The organism is Pseudomonas sp. 30_B (genome assembly GCF_017491605.1).
In the GTDB taxonomy this organism is placed as follows: domain Bacteria; phylum Pseudomonadota; class Gammaproteobacteria; order Pseudomonadales; family Pseudomonadaceae; genus Pseudomonas.
Map to the genome: position 1 here is coordinate 448,994 of NZ_JAFGYY010000001.1, position 18,986 is coordinate 467,979.

The 18,986-nt window shown below is 65.3% G+C and carries 16 protein-coding genes; 1 reads left to right on the forward strand and 15 read right to left on the reverse strand.

Going from position 1 to position 18,986, the window contains the following annotated elements:
* Positions 1–83: 83 nt before the first annotated feature.
* The 4 genes from J5M67_RS01985 to J5M67_RS02000 all read right to left on the reverse strand — a co-directional run bounded on the left by J5M67_RS01985 (position 84) and on the right by J5M67_RS02000 (position 4,943).
* Complete coding sequence (locus J5M67_RS01985) at positions 84–698, reverse strand: response regulator transcription factor (RefSeq protein WP_207882757.1); 615 nt, start codon at positions 696–698, stop codon at positions 84–86.
* 193 nt (positions 699–891) lie between these two features.
* Complete coding sequence (locus J5M67_RS01990) at positions 892–1,770, reverse strand: oxygenase MpaB family protein (protein ID WP_207882759.1); 879 nt, start codon at positions 1,768–1,770, stop codon at positions 892–894.
* An 80-nt stretch (positions 1,771–1,850) separates the two neighbouring features.
* Complete coding sequence (gene acs, locus J5M67_RS01995) at positions 1,851–3,788, reverse strand: acetate--CoA ligase (RefSeq protein WP_207882761.1); 1,938 nt, start codon at positions 3,786–3,788, stop codon at positions 1,851–1,853.
* A 63-nt stretch (positions 3,789–3,851) separates the two neighbouring features.
* Entirely contained in the window at positions 3,852–4,943 is a 1,092-nt protein-coding gene (locus J5M67_RS02000) for a DJ-1/PfpI family protein (protein ID WP_207882771.1), read from the reverse strand.
* Positions 4,944–5,044: 101 nt separating this feature from the next.
* Between J5M67_RS02000 and J5M67_RS02005 the strand changes: the two genes are divergently transcribed.
* Positions 5,045–6,019, forward strand: coding sequence for a GlxA family transcriptional regulator (locus J5M67_RS02005; protein ID WP_207882773.1), 975 nt, complete (start codon positions 5,045–5,047; stop codon positions 6,017–6,019).
* A 42-nt stretch (positions 6,020–6,061) separates the two neighbouring features.
* Here J5M67_RS02005 and pgi read toward each other — a convergent pair whose 3' ends face one another.
* The 11 genes from pgi to dksA all read right to left on the reverse strand — a co-directional run bounded on the left by pgi (position 6,062) and on the right by dksA (position 18,823).
* A complete protein-coding gene (gene pgi, locus J5M67_RS02010; protein WP_207882775.1) occupies positions 6,062–7,726 on the reverse strand; it encodes a glucose-6-phosphate isomerase in 1,665 nt (554 codons plus the stop codon).
* 85 nt (positions 7,727–7,811) lie between these two features.
* Positions 7,812–8,192 carry an aspartate 1-decarboxylase gene (gene panD / locus J5M67_RS02015; RefSeq protein WP_045216800.1) on the reverse strand — a complete coding sequence of 127 codons (381 nt, stop codon included), beginning with the start codon at positions 8,190–8,192 and terminating at the stop codon, positions 7,812–7,814.
* A gap of 120 nt (positions 8,193–8,312) precedes the next feature.
* Entirely contained in the window at positions 8,313–9,164 is an 852-nt protein-coding gene (gene panC, locus J5M67_RS02020; protein ID WP_207882777.1) for a pantoate--beta-alanine ligase, read from the reverse strand.
* Positions 9,164–9,961 (reverse strand): 3-methyl-2-oxobutanoate hydroxymethyltransferase, encoded by a 798-nt coding sequence (gene panB, locus J5M67_RS02025; RefSeq protein WP_207882779.1) that lies wholly within the window; start codon positions 9,959–9,961, stop codon positions 9,164–9,166. The genes panC and panB overlap by 1 nt, the downstream gene beginning before the upstream one ends.
* Before the next feature lie 139 nt (positions 9,962–10,100).
* On the reverse strand, positions 10,101–10,586 hold the full coding sequence (folK, locus tag J5M67_RS02030; RefSeq protein WP_207882780.1) for a 2-amino-4-hydroxy-6-hydroxymethyldihydropteridine diphosphokinase: 486 nt from the start codon (positions 10,584–10,586) through the stop codon (positions 10,101–10,103).
* Entirely contained in the window at positions 10,583–11,992 is a 1,410-nt protein-coding gene (locus J5M67_RS02035; protein WP_207882782.1) for a polynucleotide adenylyltransferase PcnB, read from the reverse strand. The genes folK and J5M67_RS02035 overlap by 4 nt, the downstream gene beginning before the upstream one ends.
* A gap of 758 nt (positions 11,993–12,750) precedes the next feature.
* Positions 12,751–14,187 carry a sigma-54 dependent transcriptional regulator gene (locus J5M67_RS02040; protein WP_207882784.1) on the reverse strand — a complete coding sequence of 479 codons (1,437 nt, stop codon included), beginning with the start codon at positions 14,185–14,187 and terminating at the stop codon, positions 12,751–12,753.
* 26 nt (positions 14,188–14,213) lie between these two features.
* Entirely contained in the window at positions 14,214–17,165 is a 2,952-nt protein-coding gene (locus tag J5M67_RS02045) for a sensor histidine kinase (RefSeq protein ID WP_207882786.1), read from the reverse strand.
* On the reverse strand, positions 17,149–17,325 hold the full coding sequence (locus J5M67_RS02050; RefSeq protein ID WP_015478907.1) for a hypothetical protein: 177 nt from the start codon (positions 17,323–17,325) through the stop codon (positions 17,149–17,151). The genes J5M67_RS02045 and J5M67_RS02050 overlap by 17 nt, the downstream gene beginning before the upstream one ends.
* Before the next feature lie 84 nt (positions 17,326–17,409).
* Positions 17,410–18,297 carry a tRNA glutamyl-Q(34) synthetase GluQRS gene (gene gluQRS, locus J5M67_RS02055; protein WP_207882788.1) on the reverse strand — a complete coding sequence of 296 codons (888 nt, stop codon included), beginning with the start codon at positions 18,295–18,297 and terminating at the stop codon, positions 17,410–17,412.
* Between the two features lie 82 nt (positions 18,298–18,379).
* The gene (gene dksA, locus J5M67_RS02060; RefSeq protein WP_015478905.1) at positions 18,380–18,823 is read right to left on the reverse strand and encodes an RNA polymerase-binding protein DksA; all 444 of its coding nucleotides are present in this window, start codon (positions 18,821–18,823) and stop codon (positions 18,380–18,382) included.
* Positions 18,824–18,986: the final 163 nt, after the last annotated feature.

Below are 18,986 nucleotides of genomic sequence, written 5' to 3' on the forward strand. Positions count from 1 at the left end.
CGTCGTGACGTGCCGTTGAAGTATGGCACGGCTGAGCGTTTGCGATCACACGAATGCCCTACCGGGCGTTGTTCGCGCGCGAATCAGTCGTTGAGGCGATGGGTGCGGGCGAACTCAACCAGGTCCACCACGCTTTCCAGGTTGAGCTTCTCCAGGATGCGGGTCTTGTAGGTGCTGACGGTCTTCTGGCTGAGGAACAGCTCCTCGGCGATGTCCTTGTTGCTCATGCCGCGCACGAGGCTGCGCAATACGACCAGTTCACGCGGGGTGAGGCTGGCGACGGGGTCGGTATGGCTGGCGATGTTGAGCGATTTTTCCGGGAAGCAGCGGTAACCGGAAACCAGCATGCGCGCCGCGTTGAGTATGGCGCTGGTGTCATTGTTCTTGCTGACGAAGCCATGCGCTCCCGCCGCCTCTACCTTGCTCGAGTACAGTCTTTCGTCCTGGGAGCTGAGCACCAGCAGGCGGATGTTCTCATCGAAGATGTGAATGCGTGCGAGGAGGTCGAGGCCGTCCATGCCCGGCAGGTTGAGGTCGAGGATCACCAGGTCCGGACGCTCCTTGCGTACGGCATCCAGGCCACCATGGCCATCGGCGGCTTCACGAACGACTTCGAACTGCGAGTCCTGCCCGAGTAGCGAGCGGATCGCCAAACGCATCGCTGGGTGATCTTCGATCAGCACGACACGCTTCTTCATAGGTAATTTCACTCCCTGAGTGTGGCAACTGGCGCGAATTGAGCTTGAAGATAGCCCAAATGTTCATAGCCGCACGGAAAAATCCTAGGCTCCCAGCGAAAACCATGCTCGGGGTCAAGTATCGATTCCATGCCGCAGGACGCGGGAGCAGAGACTTGCCCTACAAGGGGAACTCTGCCTATGAAGGGCCGGGTCAGCGCAGTGCTGGCAAGCCCATGCGTCGACGGGCCCGGTGCAGCGAGCCGTTGCGTACGGCCCAGCGCAGCAGCGGCACACTGCGTTTGACGCTGCTGCGGATCAGCTGGCGCTGCAGGTGGCCCTGGCCCAGGCCGAGCTGGTCGGCAGCCCACTCCGGCAGCAGGTCGACACCGGCGCGCATCATCAGGGCGCCGAAGGGCTTGGCCAGGAAGCTGGGTGCGGGCGCGTTGAGCAGCACCTGCACGACTTCCCGGGTGCGCTCGTCGTAGCGCAGTTGCGGCCGCATGTGCTGCAGGTAGGCGGTCACTTGCGCACGGGAACGTGGCACATCGCGCGCACCGAGCCGCTCGGCGATCAGGGCGATCTCGTCGTAGTAGCGGTCCTGATCCTCGCCGGACAGATTGGGATTGAGATAGCGCAGGTGGGAGGCGAGGAAGCTGCTGACCTCGGCGACATGGACCCAGGTGAGCAGGTCCGGGTCGTTGGCCGAGTAGCGGGTGCCATCGGGGAGCGTGCCCCGGACGCTGTCGTGGATGCGCCGCACGCGCTCGATGAGTTTGTCCGCGTCTGCCCGCGAACCATAGGTGGTGGCGGAGATGAACTGGCCGGTGCGCCGCAGGCGACCGAGCATGTCGCTGCGGAAGTTGGAGTGGTCCCAGACGCCACCCAGCGCGCCGGGATGCAGCATCTGCAGGAGCAGGGCGGTGATGCCGCCGATCAGCATCGAGCTGAAGTCGCCGTGGACTTTCCAGCAGATCGAGTCCGGGCCGAACAGGCCCGGATCGCCCTTGGGCGACTCGAAGTCGATCCCGCCCAGGGCGAGGCCGGTCAGGCTGAGCACCTGGCTTTCGATATGGCGGCGAACGGTTTCCATTGCGGCAGACAGGCCTCGGGGCAAGTACGTCAGGTCTGTAGGTTAACCCTAACGGCTTGCCCTCGGGGCCTGAAGCGGGGTCAACGATTCAGGCGGTTGTCGATGAGCCCTTGCACCACGCTGGGGTCCGCCAGGGTGGAGGTATCGCCGAGGTTCTCCAGTTCGTTGCAGGCGATCTTGCGCAGGATGCGGCGCATGATCTTGCCCGAACGGGTCTTCGGCAGGCCGGGCGCCCACTGGATCATCTCCGGTTTGGCGAAGCTGCCGATTTCCTTGCTCACCAGCGACAGCAGTTCCTGCTTGAGCGCATCGCTGGGCTGGATGCCATTCATCGGGGTGACGAAGGCATAGATGCCCTGGCCCTTGAGGTCGTGCGGATAGCCGACCACCGCGGCTTCAGCCACCGAGTCGTGCAGCACCAGTGCGCTTTCCACCTCGGCGGTGCCGATGCGGTGGCCGGATACGTTGATCACGTCGTCCACGCGGCCGGTGATCCAGTAGTAGCCGTCCTCGTCGCGGCGCGCGCCGTCGCCGGTGAAGTAGTAGCCGGGGTAGGGCTTGAAGTAGGTATCGATCATCCGCTGGTGATCGCCATAGACGCTGCGGATCTGGCTTGGCCAACTGGCCTTGACGGCCAGTACGCCGGAGCCGGGACCGTCGATTTCCTTGCCCTGCTCATCCAGCAGTACCGGCTGCACGCCGAAGAACGGACGGGTCGCCGAGCCGGGCTTGAGCGCGGTGGCGCCGGGCAGCGGGCTGATCAGGATGCTGCCGGTCTCGGTCTGCCACCAGGTATCGACGATGGGGCAGCGCTTCTCGCCGACCACGTTGTAATACCACTCCCAGGCTTCCGGGTTGATCGGCTCGCCCACCGAACCGAGCAGGCGCAGGCTGCTGCGCGAGGTCTTCCTGACCGGCTCCTCGCCTTCGCGCATCAGCGCGCGGATGGCGGTCGGGGCGGTATAGAAGATGTTCACCTGGTGCTTGTCGATCACCTGCCAGAAGCGCGAGGCATCCGGGTAGTTCGGCACGCCCTCGAACATCAGGGTGGTGGCGCCGTTGGCCAGCGGACCGTAGACGATGTAGCTGTGGCCGGTGACCCAGCCCACGTCCGCGGTGCACCAGTAGATGTCGCCGTCGTGGTAATCGAATACGTACTTGTGGGTCATTGCCGCGCCGAGCAGGTAGCCGCCGGTAGTGTGCAGCACGCCCTTGGGTTTGCCGGTGGAGCCGGAGGTGTAGAGGATGAACAGCGGGTCCTCCGCGTCCATCGGCTCCGGGGCGCAGTCCTCGCTGGCGCCGCGCAGGGCCTCGTGGTACCAGATGTCGCGGCCTTCGACCCAGGGGATTTCGCCCTGGGTACGCTCGACCACCACCACGGTGGAGACGTTCGGGCAGTCCTTCAGGGCCTTTTCCACGTTCTGCTTGAGCGGAATGTACTTGCCGCCACGCACGCCTTCGTCGGCGGTGATCACCACGCGGCAGTCGGCATCGAGGATGCGGTCGCGCAGGGCGTCGGGGGAGAAGCCGCCGAACACCACCGAGTGGATCGCACCGATCCGCGCGCAGGCCAGCATCGCGTAGGCGGCCTCGGGGATCATCGGCATGTAGATGCACACCCGGTCGCCTTTCTCCACGCCACGGCTCTTGAGCACGTTGGCCAGGCGGCAGACATGGCTGTGCAGCTTGCGGTAGGTGATGTGCGCGGATTCGGCGGGGTTATCGCCTTCCCAGATGATCGCGACCTGTTCTCCACGGGTTTCCAGGTGGCGGTCGATGCAGTTGTAGGTGACGTTGAGCTGGCCGCCCTTGAACCAGGTGGCCTGGCCCTTCGCCAGGTCGCCGTGGTGCACCGAGTGCCAGGGCTTGAACCAGTCGAGGAAGGCCTTGGCCTGTTCGCCCCAGAAGGCTTCCGGGTCGTCTACCGACTGCTGGTAGAGGCGCTGGTAGGCGTCGTTGTCGAGGTAGGCACGCTGGCGTACGGCCTCCGGGACAGGATGAAGGCTGATCTCGTACATGGGAAATCCTTGTTGTTGTGTGAGGCGAGATGCCCACAAGGGTGCATCCAAGGCCTGGCGGGTTCAAGGGTTGACCATGCAGTTTCGACGCGCTGGCGCGGTGGATCGTTCCGACGCGCTGTACTCCAGCTGGTCGGCGACCAACCGGCGGGTGGACTGGCCATAGCGGCAGGCAATGGCGTCGAGCGCCTGTTCCAGGCCCTGCGTGGCATTGCTGGCGGCCAGCGGCAGCCTGGGAATGCCTTGCGTATCGTCGGGCAGGAACATCAGGCCGCTGGCGCTGGTGACGGGCTGCTCGGCTTCGGCCATCACCTCGGTGCGGAAGGTTCGGGCCCAGGCATCCACGCGAAGGGCCAGGCTGACTTCATCGAAGCCCGGTTGCAGAGGGGCGGCGAAGCGTTCATGGCGCCAGACTGCAAGGTAGTTGGAAGCGGCTGTCAGATAGCCGTCCACACCGAGAGCGAAGCGCCGGCTGTCGTGCTGCGGGGACCAGTCCTTTACACCCAGCTCTTCTGCCAGCGCCGCAGCCCTCGCGGTTCCGGCGATGGCTTCCACCAGTGCCAGGGATGCAGGGAGCGCGGCGGTGACACCGGAGGTGCTCATCACCCTGGCGTCGACCACGTAGCGACGGTTCTCCTGCCACTGCACATCGGGAAAGTCATCCTGCCGCTGGCCGCGCGAGTACCAGTGGCCGGTGGCGCGTCGACCCTGCAGCAGGCCTGCATGAGCGAGCACCAGCACACCGTCGCAGATGCCGACGACGGTAGCGCCTTTCGCCGCCTGGTCCTGGATGAAGGCAAGCAGCGCGGCGTCTTCGCTGTCATGCACGGCGGGGACGATCAGGTAGTCGGCGCCCTGTGGATAACGCCTGCTGAAAGCTTCCGGGGTGGCCTGTGGCTGGAGCGTCAGGGCCGGCATCAGCCGCACCGGACCGGGCTCGGTCGATAGCGCCCATACATCGGCCACGCCGGAACGGCGCAGGACGCCCAGCGGCACGACATAGTCCACCAGCTCGGTCATGCGGTTCTGGGCGATGACGGCGATGACCGGCCGTTCCTGGCCCATGCGCGGTTGGTAGCGGGGAAGCGTGTCTTCAGCCGCGAGCAGGGTGTTGCCCATGAGCAGCAGGATCAGCGAAAGCAGGGAGGCTCGCATGGTCATCTCCGGAATGGGATTTCCAGCTTGCCGATGGGCTGGCTGTCACTTATGACAGTAATGGATGAATATCTGCCAATCGCTCTCCACGAGACTCTCCGATGGAAGCTCCACATCGCGTACTTCTGCTGGTCTTTCCCGACTTCCAGCTGCTGGATGCCACCGGTCCGGCGGACGTGTTCGCTTCGGTCGACGAGCATCTGCCTCCCTCCGCCCGGCCGGCTTATCGACTGGAGGCGCTGTCGCTGGCCGGTGGGCTGGTTCGCTCCAGCACCGGGCTTGAGTTGGCCACCCGAGCTCTACCCGAGCCGGCGGAGGCGGCCGGCTGCACCGTGCTGGTCGCTGGCGGCCACGGTGTGCAGGCGGCGATGCAGCAGGGCGGTATCGCGAGCTGGCTGGTTCAGGCCGCCCCCTTCGCCGCGCGCTGCGCCTCGGTGTGTACTGGCGCCTTCCTGGTGGCTCAGGCCGGCTTGCTGGAGGGGCGGCCGGTCGTTACCCACTGGCGTTACGCCGCGCTGTTGCAACGGCTGTTCCCGCGGCTGCAGGTCATGCCCGACGCGCTGTTCGTGCGTGACGACAAGTTTTACAGCTCCGCGGGCGTGACCGCCGGCATGGACCTCTGCCTGAGCCTGGTGGAGGAAGACCATGGCCGCGCCCTTTCCCTGCGCGTTGCCCGCGGGCTGGTCATGTACCTGCGGCGTCCCGGCGGGCAGCGACAATTCAGTGCGGAGCTGCTGGCAGAGCAAGCGCCGGTGGGTGGGCCGGTGGCGCAACTGGTGGATTGGCTTCGTCAACGGCTGGCGCAGGCGGTGGACGTGGAGGCGATGGCGGCGTATCTGGCAATGTCGTCGCGCACCTTGCACCGGCACTGCCAGGCTGAAATGGGCATGACGCCGGCCAGGCTGCTGTTGCAGCTACGCCTGGAGCGGGCCAGTCAGTTGCTGGAAAGTGGTGAGCCATCGCTCAAGCGCGTGGCGCAACACACGGGATTCGGCAGCGAGTACAACCTGCGGCGCGCCTTCGTGCAGGCGCTGGGCGTGACGCCCGGGGAGTATCGGCAGCGTTTCTGCCGGTAGAGCGGTAACGGATGCGCAGGCGCGCATCCGTCCGTATCGCCATCAGCCGCGGTGACGACCGCGGAAGAAGTCGATCAGGCCCTGGGTGGAGGCGTCTTCCGCACAGCTTTCCTCGCTGCCGACCAGACGGCCGTAGATCGCCTTGCCCAGCTCCTTGCCCAGCTCCACGCCCCACTGGTCGAAGGCGTTGATGCCCCAGAGGATGCTCTGCACGTAGACCTTGTGCTCGTACATGGCGATCAGCGCGCCCAGGCGGCGGGCACTGATGCGCTCCATCACCAGGGTGTTGCTCGGGCGGTTGCCCGGGATCACCTTGTGCGGCGCCAGGCGCTGCACTTCCGCTTCGTCCAGGCCCTTGGCGCGCAGCTCGGCCTCGGCTTCGGCGCGGCTCTTGCCGGTCATCAGCGCCTGGCTCTGGGACAGGCAGTTGGCGTACAGCCACTGGTGATGGTCGGCCACCGGGTTGTAGCTGGATACCGGGACGATGAAGTCCGCCGGAATCAGGTGGGTGCCCTGGTGCAGCAGCTGGTGGTAGGCGTGCTGGCCGTTGCAGCCTACGCCGCCCCAGATCACCGGACCGGTGCCGGCGGAAACCGGGGTACCGTCCTGGCGCACGCTCTTGCCGTTGGACTCCATGTCCAGCTGCTGCAGGTGGTCGGTGATGTTCCGCAAGTAGTAGTCGTACGGCAGGATCGCGTGGCTGCGCGCGCCCCAGAAGTCACCGTACCAGACGCCGAGCAGGCCCAGGAGGACCGGGATGTTGCGCTCGAACGGTGCGGTGAGGAAGTGCTGGTCCATGTTGTAGGCACCGGACAGCAGTTCCTTGAAATTGTTGATGCCCACCGACATGGCGATCGGCAGGCCGATGGCCGACCACAGCGAGTAGCGGCCGCCGACCCAGTCCCACATCGGGAAGATGTTCTCTTCGCGGATGCCGAAGGCCACCGCGGCTTCCTTGTTGCTGGAGACGGCGATGAAGTGGCGGTACAGCTCGGCTTCGTTACCACCCTGGGCCAGGTACCAGGCACGGGCGGCCTGGGCGTTCTTCAGGGTCTCCAGGGTGCTGAAGGACTTGGAGGAGACGATGAACAGCGTGGTTTCGGCATTCAGCCGGCTGGACAGTTCGCGGAATTCGCTGCCGTCGATGTTCGCCAGGTAGTGGCAACGCACGCCTTTCTGGGCGAACGGCAGCAGGGCCTCGGAAACCAGCTGCGGGCCGAGGAAGGAGCCGCCGATGCCGATGTTGACCACGTCGGTGATCGGCTTCTCGGTGTAACCGCGCCACAGACCGTTGTGCACGTAGCTGACCAGTTCGGTCATCTGGTGCAGCACGCGGTGCACCTCGGGCATCACGTCCACGCCGTCCACCAGCACCTTGTCGCCGATGGGGCGGCGCAGCGCGGTGTGCAGCACCGGACGACGCTCGGAGGCGTTGATCACGTCACCGCGGAACATCGACTGGATGGCCTCGCCCAGCCTGGCCTCTTCCGCGAGCTTCACCAGCAGCTCGAGGGTGTCCTGGCGGATCAGGTTCTTCGAGAAGTCGAGGAACAGGCCGCAGGCGCTGAGGGAGAAGCGCTTGAAACGCTCAGGGTCCTGGGCGAATGCCTCACGCATGGTGAAGCTCTGCATGTCCTGGCGATGGGCGGCCAATGCCTGCCAGCTCGCCAGTCGGGTGGCATCCAGCGGAGTGAGGTGGTGTTCCATGACGTACCTTCGGGGGTGTGACGTGCGTGTTTGAACCTGTGCTCTCGACCTTGAAAGAAGCCCGGTGGTTCCGGGCTTTTTGGGGTCAGGCGAGCTGAACGGGGATGGCGTTGCTGGTGTGGCTGAGCTCATTGCCGGGCGCCATGTACAGCATGCGCGGCTTGTAGCCTTCCAGCTCGGCATCGCTGAACTGAGCGTACGCGCAGATGATCACCCGGTCACCTACCTTGGCCTTGTGGGCGGCGGCGCCGTTGACCGAAATCATCCGCGAACCTTCCTCGCCACGGATGGCGTAGGTAGTGAAGCGTTCGCCGTTGTCGACGTTGTAGATCTGGATCTGTTCGTACTCGCGGATGCCCGCGAGATCGAGCCATTCGCCATCGATGGCGCAGGAGCCTTCATAGTCGAGCACGGCGTGGGTGACTTCGGCGCGGTGCAGTTTGGCTTTGAGCATGATGCTCTGCATGGCGTGGCTCCTCTTTTTCTGGGAGTGGGAGTGCGGTGCGAGTATGCCCGAGCACCGGAAAATCGCTCAAGGCCGCGACTGATGCGGCCTTGAGGCGAATTCTCGGTAGTCGTGCGGGGATTAGTCGATGTGGAAGGCGAGATTGTCGATCAGGCGAGTGGTACCGAGGAAAGCTGCCACCAGAATCACCAGCTGACGATCGTCTGCCGTGGCGGGACGCAGCCCGGCGGATTCGCGGATTTCCAGGTAGTCGATGCGCAGGCCGGCCTGCTCGATCTGTTGCTGCCCTTCGCCGAGCAGCGCGGGAAAATCGCGTTCGCCCTGGCGTATGCGCTCGGCCAGTTGTTTCAGCGTGCGCTGCAGGACGGGTGCAACGGCGCGCTGCTCATCGGTGAGGTAGCCGTTGCGGGACGACAGCGCCAGGCCGTCCTCGGCACGCACGGTGGGCTCGCCGAAGATCTGGATCGGCAGGTTCAGGTCGCGCACCAGCTTGCGGATCACCGCCAGCTGCTGGAAGTCCTTTTCACCGAACAGCGCCATGTCCGGCTGGACCATGTTGAACAGCTTGCACACCACGGTGGCAACGCCGTCGAAGTGGCCCGGACGGCTGCCGCCGCACAGGCCTTCGGAAACGCCGGTCACGTGCAGGCGGGTCTGGCCATCCATGCCGTCGGGATACATCTCCTCGACGGTTGGTGCGAACAGCAGGTGGCAGCCGGCATTCAGCAGCTTCTCCTGGTCGGCGGCGAGGGTGCGCGGGTATTTGTCCAGGTCTTCGGTGGGACCGAACTGCAACGGGTTGACGAAGATGCTGGCGACGACGAAATCGGCGCGCTGGCCGGCCTTGGTCACCAGCGCGGCATGACCGGCGTGCAGGTTGCCCATGGTCGGGACCAGCGCGATACGCTTACCCTCGCTGCGTGCGCGAGCCACCGCGGCGCGCAGCTCGCGGACTGTCTTTACCGTGTTCATCAGGCGAATCCGTGTTCCGGGCCGGGGAAGGAGCCGTCTTTCACGGCCTTGACGTAGGCGACCATGGCCGAAGCGATATCCGGCTGGCCCTCCATGAAGTTCTTCACGAACTTCGGCGCGCGGCCGGTCAGCGACAGGCCGAGCATGTCGTGCATGACCAGGACCTGGCCGTCGGTGCCGGCACCGGCGCCGATGCCAATGACCGGGATCTTCACCGCTTCGCTGATTTCCTGGGCCAGTGCCGAGGGGACGCATTCCAGCAGCAGCATGGCGGCACCGGCCTGTTCCAGGGCGATGGCGTCGGCGCGCAGCTGGCGGGCCTGATTTTCCTGGCGGCCCTGGACCTTGAAGCCGCCGAACAGGTTGACCGACTGTGGGGTCAGACCCAGGTGCGCGCACACCGGGATGCCGAGCTGGGCAAGTCGCACGATCGGCTCGGAGAGCCAGGCGCCGCCTTCGAGCTTGACCATGTGCGCGCCGGCCTGCATGACCGTTACCGAGTCGCGCAGCAGGCGGTCCAGGGAAGTCCCCGATTCGAACGGCAGGTCGGTGAGGATCAGCGAACCCTTGTTGCCGCGCTTCACCGCGGCAGTGTGGTAGGCCATGTCCTGGATGGTGACCGGGAGCGTGCTGTCGTGTCCTTGCAGCACCATGCCCAGGGAGTCACCGATCAGCAGCACGTCGGCACCGGCCTGGCTGGCAACGTGCGCGAACGTGGCGTCATAGGCGGTCAGCATTGCGATCTTCTCGCCGCTTTGCTTGAGACCTTGCAGGGTGGTCAGGGTGACATCAGGCATGAAAGTGTCCTCAGTTCTGCGCCGGGCAGGGGCAAACGGGCACCTATAGTCCGGATGGGGCGGACCGAAGTCAATTGCAGGTGTTACCGGACTGTTACGGCGTTACTGCCACTGCACCCCACCTGGGGCGCAGGATGCCTCAGGACAGCCGCTCCAGGCCGGTGAACGGACAGGCGGCGAGCAGGTCGGGCAGCGTCCGGCCATTGGGCAACTGCAGCTGCGGGGCGAGGTCTGCCAGCGGGTAGAGCACGAAGGCGCGGGCGTGCATGTGGTAGTGCGGCACGGTGAGGCGCGGCTCGTCGATCAGGCGCTCGCCGAACAGCAGGATGTCCAGGTCCAGCGTGCGCGGGCCCCAGCGTTCGTCCTTGCGCACACGGCCTTGCTCCAGCTCGATGGCCTGCAGGGCATCGAGCAGCGCCAGTGGCTCCAGATCGGTATCCAGCGCGGCCACGGCATTGACGTAGCGCGGTTGGTCCGGCGGGCCCAGCGGGTCGCTCGCGTAGAGGGGGGAAACACCGGCGAGCATGGTGGCTGGCACCTGACGCAGGGCGTTCAGCGCCGCTTCGAGTTGCTGGCGCGGCTCGGCCAGGTTGCTGCCGAGCCCGATGTAGACGCGTTCGCTCATTCGTTACCGGCGCCTTCGCCACTGTTACGCGGGCCGCGACGGCGACGGTTGGCGCCGCCGCGACGGCGTTTGCGCGGAGCGGCGCCGCCTTCTTCCTGCTGGCTGGCCAGGTTGCGGATCATGCCGCGACGTTCGCCATCGCTGGCGTCCTGGTAGTCGGTCCACCAGTCGCCAAGGCCACCGGTTTCCTCGCCGGCGCTCTCGCGCAGCAGCAGGAAGTCGTAGCCAGCACGGAAGCGCGGGTTTTCCAGCAGCAGATCGGCCTTCTTGCCCTGGCGGCGTGGCAGGCGCTCCTGCATGTCCCAGATCTCGCGGATCGGGATGGTGAAGCGCTTGGGCACCGCGGTGCGCTTGCACTGCTCGATGATCAGTTCGTGGGCGGCTTCCTGCATCGCCGGGATCGGCGGCATGCCGCGCTCCTGCAGCTTCAGCGCACGCGCGGGCAGTGCAGGCCAGAGCAACGCGGCGAAGAGGAAGGCCGGGGTAACCGGCTTGCCCATGCGGATGCGCTCGTCGGTGTTGGCCAGGGCCTGGCGCATCAGCTTGCCGGCGTATTCGGGGTCGGCTTTCAGCGCCTTGGCGCTGGCCGGGAACAGCGGGGCGAACAGGTCGTACTCGTTGAGCAGCTCGAAGGTGCGTTCGGCCTTGCCGCTCAGGAACAGCTTGAGCACTTCGTCGAACAGACGTGCCGACGGGATTTCGTTGAGCAGGTGTGCCAGGCGGCGGATCGGCGCGGCGCTGTGCTTCTCGATCTCGAAGTCCAGCTTGGCGGCGAAACGCACGGCGCGCAGCATGCGTACCGGGTCTTCGAGGTAACGCTGCTCCGGGTCGCCGATCAGGCGCACCAGGCGGTTACGGATGTCATGCACGCCATGGGCGTAGTCGAGGATGCGCTCGCCGGTGACATCGAAATACAGGGCGTTGATGGTGAAGTCGCGGCGCTGCGCGTCGTCTTCCAGGGTGCCGTAGACGTTGTCGCGCAGGATGCGGCCGGCCTCGTTGCGCGAGGCGTGGGCGCTGTCGGCGTCGTCATCGGTCTGCGGATGGTTGGCGCGGAAGGTGGCGACTTCGATGATCTCGCGGCCGAAGTGGACGTGGACCAGCTTGAAGCGGCGGCCGATCACCCGCGCGTTGCGGAACTCGGCGCGAACCTGCTCGGGGGTTGCGCTGGTGGCGACATCGAAGTCCTTCGGCGCAATGCCCAGCAGCGGGTCGCGTACGCCACCACCGACGATGTAGGCCTGGTAGCCGGCCCTGGTCAGGCGCTCCACGACATTCACCGCGTTCCTGCTGAACTGATCCCGCCGCAGCGAATGCTGATGGTTGCCAATGACTTCCGGGGTAGTGCGGACGGCGCGCGGACGGCGCAGTGGGGATCGGATGGACTGGATCAGCTTTTTCAGCATGTGTGCACTATCGGGGAGTGAATGTGGGGGTTGCCAACGCAGGCTCCGGTCAGCCCTGTAGCCTGGGCGTTTCGAGCGGATGCCGGGCGTATTCTGCTGCCTGGAAACAAATGGCAGCAAATCGGGTGCCGTCTGCGCCGCGGCGATTCTAGCATCGTGGGGTGGGATGATGAAGGAAAGTAGGAAAAAGGACTTGCGGGGAGAAGGGGAGAGGGTGTAGCAAAAGCTACTGGGGGAGCCGAGGCTCCCCCCCAAATAGGTGCGTGCTTTGTTTTTATTATGATGCCGGGCTTGTTGTTTTTGTTTGTTGACCCGTCCCTCGAAGCCAGTTGCTTCGGGGATGCTCCCCATGAGGGGATCCAATAGCAAACGGATTTGTTTGGTCGCTGAGTAAGCGATGATCTTGCGATCCAACCAGTCCTCGTGCTGCCTTCAAGCAGTTTTATTCTTCTCTGACTGGTTGCGGGACTGGTCCCGACGGCTACTCTTCTCCAAAAGAATCAGTTAGCTGCGCCTCCGCGATTTTGTTTTTGTTGTGCTGGAGTCGTTTCGTCTTGTTCTTATTTTGAGTTGTCGTGCTTGTTATTGTTGTTGTGCCAATAACAAAGCAGATGCCGTGCCAACTTTTGCAATTCCTTATTTTTCAAGGGTTTGCGAGGAATGCCCCCTGGGTGGCAGGCACAAAAAAGCCGGGTTTCCGTTACCGATGAACCCGGCTTTTGTTACGGAGCATGTCTCCGGTAACAGTGTGAAACGTCCTACGAGTCAGCCGAGGCACCGGATTTGCGGCGCGGAATGCCCAGGCGCTGGCGACGTTCCCACAGGCATTTGCGGCTGATACCCAGCTTGCGGGCCAGCTCGGTTTCGGTCATGTGATCCTGATGCTCGAGGACGAAGTGCTGGAAGTAGTCTTCCAGCGACAGATCCTCGGTAGGCTCGTGGTTGCTGGTGTTGCCGTTGGTCGGACGCGCTTCCATCTCCTCGACGAAGTCGTCTTCCAGATCGTCCAGCTCGATGTCGATGCCCAGCAGGTCGGCGGGAATCTCCAGGCCTTCGCTGAGGATCACCGCGCGCTCGATGGCGTTCTCCAGTTCGCGCACGTTACCCGGCCACGGGTAGTGGCGGATGGCTTGTTCGGCCTCGTGGGAGAAGCTCAGCGCCGGACGCCCCATCTGAGAGCACTGCCGCGCCAGGAAGGCGCGCGCGATCTCCATCACGTCCGCACCGCGCTCGCGCAGCGGCGGTAGTTTCAGCGAGATGACGTGCAGGCGGTAATAAAGGTCTTCACGGAACTGGCCGGTCTTGGCCAGCATCTTCAGGTCGCGGTGGGTCGCGGCGATCAGGCGCACGTCCACTTTCTGCGATTGCACCGAACCGACCCGGCGGATCTCGCCTTCCTGCAGCACGCGCAGCAGGCGCGCCTGGGCTTCCAGCGGCAGTTCGCCGATCTCGTCGAGGAACAGGGTGCCGCCGTCAGCGGCCTCCACAAGGCCTGCACGGCCGGCGCTGGCGCCGGTGAACGCGCCCTTCTCGTGGCCGAACAGTTCGGACTCGATCAGGGTTTCCGGGATCGCGGCGCAGTTCACCGAGATCAGCGGCGCCTTGGTGCGCTTGGACAGGTTGTGCAGGGCGCGGGCAACCAGTTCCTTGCCGGTACCGGATTCACCCTGGATCAGCACGTTGGAATCGGTGGGCGCGACCTTGCGGATCTTGGTGTACAGCTCCTGCATGGGCGGGCAGGAGCCGATGATGCCGATCTCGCCGTCCGCCGGGGCGGTGTTACCGCTGCTGCGCTCGGCGGCCTTGGCGTTACCGCGGGCTTCGACCGGGGCGTTACGGTTCTCCTGGCGGTCCTTGAGGATGCGTGCCACGGCCTGGAGCATTTCGTCGTGGTCGAAGGGCTTGGCGATGTAGTCCACCGCGCCCATTTTCATCGAATCCACCGCCGAACGCAGGCTGGCGTAGCTGGTCATGATCAGCACCGGGGTGCCCTGGGCCAGCTTGATCAGTTCGGTACCCGGCGCGCCCGGCAGGCGCAGGTCGCTGACGATCATGTCGAACGTCGGGATGCTGTAACGCTCCTGGGCCTCCTGCACCGAGCCAGCTTCGCTGACCTGGTACTGGTTCCGCTCGAGCAGCCGTCGCAGGGCGGAACGGATGATGGTTTCGTCTTCGACGATGAGGATATGTGCCATGTATTCAGCTCTCTCGACGTGCTCGTTTACTGCTCGGCCGTCGGGCCAGGATGCCGCGGCAAAGTGACGCTGATGCGGGTGCCGCATTCGCGTTCGGGGTCAGCCGGGCTGTCTATGGTGATTTGCCCATAATGCTCTTCCACGATCGAATAGACCAGTGCGAGGCCCAGGCCGGTCCCCTTGCCGGGGTCCTTGGTGGTGAAGAAGGGCTCGAACAGGCGCTCGATGATGGACTTGGGAATTCCGCTGCCTTCGTCCTCGACGATCAGGTCGATGGTCTGCTCCGACGCCTCGGTGCGCACGCGGATCGCGCCGTTGGGCGGCGAGGCGTCGCGGGCGTTGGAGAGCAGGTTGATCAGCACCTGGGCCAGGCGCTGGGAGTCGCCCTCGACCCAGTGCGCCGGGTCGCACAGGTTGAAGAACTGCACGTCGACGCTGCGCTTGTTCAGCGACAGCAGGCCGATGGCCTCCTGGGCGACGTCGGCCAGGCACACCGGCTCGGCCGCCACCTGCTTGCCGCCGGCGTGAGCGAAGCTCATCAGCGATTGCACGATGCGCGACACGCGCTTGGTCTGTTCGAGGATCTGGCCGCTGATCTCGGTCAGTTCACTGTCGCCCTCGCGCTCTTCGCGCAGGTTCTGCGCCAGGCAGGCGATACCGGTGATCGGGTTGCCGATCTCGTGGGCGACGCCCGCCGCCAGGCGACCGATGGAGGCCAGGCGTTCGGAGTGGATCAGCTTGTCTTCCAGGGACTGGGTTTCGGTGAGGTCTTCCACCAGCAGCACCAGACCACTGTTACCCGGCGCCAGGGGTTCCTCGATCGCCGCCTTGTGCAGGTTCAGCCAGCGGGTCTGGCCTTCGATGGACAGCCGCTGCTTGTGCAGGTGTTCGTCCGGCGCATCGATGAAGCCTTCCAGCAGGCCCTTCCAGGGCTCGGGCAGGGCGGCCAGGCGCGAGCCGACCACGCGTTGCGCGCTGACCCCGGTGAGGTCCTCGATGGCGCGGTTCCACATGAGGATTTCCTGGTCCTTGGCCAGCGAGCACACGCCCATCGGCAGGTCCTGCAGGGTCTGGCGGTGGTAGCGGCGCAGGGTGTCCAGTTCGGCGGCAAGGCCGGTGAGCCGGGAGTGGTAGTCCTCCAGGCGGCTCTCGATGAAGTGGATGTCCTCGGTGACGTAGCTCTCGCTGCTGGCCTTGTAGGGCAGGAAGGTTTCCACCATGTCCTGCGCCACGCTCGGGCCCATCAGGCCGGAGAGGTTGGCTTCGATGCGGTCGCGCAGTCGGCGCAGGGCATAGGGGCGGCGTTCGTCGAAGGGCAGGTGCAGGTCGCGCAGGGCCTGTTCCACTTCGCGCTGGGCGGTCTTGGCGCCCAGCGGCTTGGCCAGCTGGCTGGCGAACTCCTGCGGGGAGACGGCAATCAGTTCGCGGCGCTGCGGGCGGCGGACGTTGTCCACGGCGCAGGCTTCGGCAGCGCCTTTCTCTTCATCGCTGGCTTCGGTGAACAGCGAGACCAGGGTGAACACCAGTACGTTGGCCGCCAGCGAGGCCAGCGCCGCGAGGTGCCAGGTGGTGTCGTCGAGGACGTAGAGCGAATCGAACAGCGGCAGGTAGATGCTCTGCATGTTCGCGACCAGCGGGGTGAGCATGGTCAGTCCCCAGACCAGCATGCCCCCCACGAGACCGGCGATGAAGCCGCGGCGGTTGGCGGTCGGCCAGTAGAGCACGGCCAGCGCGCCGGGGAGGAACTGCAGGGTGGCGACGAAGGAGACGATGCCCAGGTTGGACAGATCCTGCTCGGCGCCCAGCAGCAGGTAGAAGGCATAGCCGGCCATGATGATCGCGGCGATCAGCGCGCGGCGGGTCCACTTCAGCCAGCGGTAGATGTTGCCCTCGGCCGGCGGCTGGTAGAGCGGCAGCACCAGGTGGTTGAGCACCATGCCCGAGAGGGCCAGGGTCATCACGATGATCAGGCCGCTGGCGGCGGAGATGCCGCCGACGAAGGCGGTCAGCGCCAGGGCCGGGCTGTCCACCGAGATGCCCAGGCCCAGGGTGAAGTATTCCGGGTTGGTCGAGGCGCCCAGGTGCAGGCCGGCCCAGAGGATCGGCGGCACCGCCAGGCTCATCGGCAGCAGGAACAGCGGCAGGCCCCAGCTGGCGCTGAGCAGCGCACGCGGGTTGAGGTTCTCGGTGAAGGTCATGTGGAACATGTGCGGCATCACGATGGCCGCGGCGAAGAACACCAGCAGCAGGGTGCGCCACGGCCCTTCGGCCAGCGGGGTGTGCAGGGTGCTCAGCGCTTCCTGGTTCTGCAGCAGCCAGACCTCCAGGCCGTCCGGTCCGCCGAACACGCCATAGAGGGCGAACAGGCCGATGGCGCAGAGGGCGATCAGCTTCACCAGCGACTCGAAGGCGATTGCCATCACCAGCCCTTCGTGGCGCTCGCGGGTGGCGATGTGGCGCGCGCCGAAGAGGATGGCGAACAGGGTGATCAGCGCGCAGAAGGCCAGCGCCGCGCGGTTGGGCTCGGACTCGCGGGTGAGGATGCTGATCGAGTCGGTTACCGCCTGGATCTGCAACGCCAGCATCGGCAGCACGCCGATCAGCATGAACACCGTGGTCAGCGCGCCGGCCCAGGTGCTGCGGAAGCGGAAGGCGAACAGGTCGGCCAGCGATGACAGCTGGTAGGCGCGGGTGATGCGCAGGATCGGGTAGAGCAGCACCGGCGCCAGCAGGAAGGCGCCGGAGACGCCCAGGTAGATCGCCAGGAAGCCGTAGCCGTACTGGTAGGCCAGCCCGACCGTGCCATAGAAGGCCCAGGCGCTGGCGTACACGCCCAGCGACAGGGTGTAGATCAGCGGATGGCGCACCAGTCGGCGCGGCACGAAACCGCGCTCGGTGATCCAGGCGACGCCGAAGAGAACCATCAGGTAGGAGGCGCTGATCAGGATCAGCTGGGTAAGGCTAAAGCTCGTCAGCATCGCGCTGGCTCTGCAGGATGAAGGTGACGACGATCAGGATCAGCCACAGCAGATACGGGCGATACCAGGCTCCGTGGGGATCTATCCACCAGTCCATGATGGCCGGCGAGAACAGGTAGATGCCCACGACCAGGAGCAACACCAGTCGGTAGATGTACATGTCGTCTCTCTCTTTGTTCGGCGGGCAGGCTACCTGCGCGCACAGTCGCCGGCAAGCCGGCTGCCACTGGGGACAGTTACCAGTCTAGAGCTGCGCGTCTTCCAGTGTCAGGCTGTGGGGGATGGCGTTGGCATCCCAGTGCGCGATGCCCCAGGCGAGCACCTCGCGCGGCGCGGCCTTGAGCAGGTCTGTGGGCGGATTCTGGCCCAGCGCCTTGAGTGCGCGTACCAGCAGCGGGGCGGCCTGCTCGGCCTCCAGCGGTGGCGAGCGGTAGGACTTGCCCAGCTTGTTGCCGTCAGGCTGGATGATCAGCGGCACGTGCAGGTAACGCGGCGCGGCGATGCCGAGCAGTTCCTGCAGGTAGAGCTGGCGCGGCGTGTTGTCCAGCAGGTCGGCGCCGCGGACGATATCGGTAACACCCTGCCAGGCATCGTCCAGCACCACCGCCAACTGGTAGGCGAACAGCCCGTCGCGGCGGCGGATGATGAAGTCGCCCACCTCGCGGCCCAGGTGCTGGCGAAACTCGCCCTGCAGGCGGTCGGTGAATCGGTACTCCAGCTCCGGCGCGCGGATGCGGATGGCGACGTCGCCATGCCAGTCATGCTGTGCATCGCGGCAGGTGCCCGGGTAGATGCCATGGGTGCCTTCGAGCTGCTTGCGTGAACAGGTGCAGGCGTAAGCCAGGCCGCTGCGCAGCCATTGCTCGACCTGTGCGGCGTAGGCGCCGCCACGCTCGCTCTGGCGCTGCACCGGGCCGTCCCATTCGAAGCCGTAGCGTTCGAGCGTTTCCAGGATCGCTGCCTGGGCCCCCGGCATCTCCCGTGGCGGGTCGAGGTCTTCCATGCGCACCAGCCACTTGCCGCCCACCGCGCGCGCATCCAGATAGGAAGCCACCGCTGCCACCAGCGAACCGAAGTGCAGGTAGCCGCTGGGCGTGGGGGCGAAGCGTCCGACGTAGCGGGAGGCGGGCATGGCGTCTCTTTGGCTTTCTATTAGGAGCGGGGCGCAGAAACGAAACGGGGCGCCGCAGCGCCCCGTTCGGGATCAACCAGGCTCAGGAGCCCAGCTGCTTTTCCTTGATTTCCGCCAGGGTCTTGCAGTCGATGCACAGGGTGGCGGTGGGGCGGGCTTCCAGACGGCGGATGCCGATCTCGACGCCGCAGGAGTCGCACCAGCCGTAATCGTTGTCTTCGATCAGCTGCAGGGTCTCGTCGATCTTCTTGATCAGCTTGCGCTCGCGGTCGCGGGCACGCAGCTCGAGGCTGAACTCTTCTTCCTGGCTGGCACGGTCGGCCGGATCCGGGAAGTTCGCCGCTTCGTCCTGCATGTGATGCACGGTGCGGTCCACTTCTTCCATCAGCTCAACTTTCCACTTGTTGAGGATGGAGGTGAAGTGCGCGCGCATGCGATCGCTCATGTACTCCTCGCCCTTGGTTTCCTGGTAGGGCTCGAAGCCACGAATCAGTTGGCTGCTCTGTTGTTTTGCTTTGGTGGGCATGGATGACCGCCTCTCACTCTCGCTAATCCTCTCGCGGATGGTCCTTCTCCGGCACTGCCGGCCCCGCGCTCGCAAGCGGGCGAACTTACCAGAACGATTCCCGGGACGCTACTCCCGGTTGTCGAGCCTGCAAGTTCCCGCACATGACCTGGCGACCTGGTCG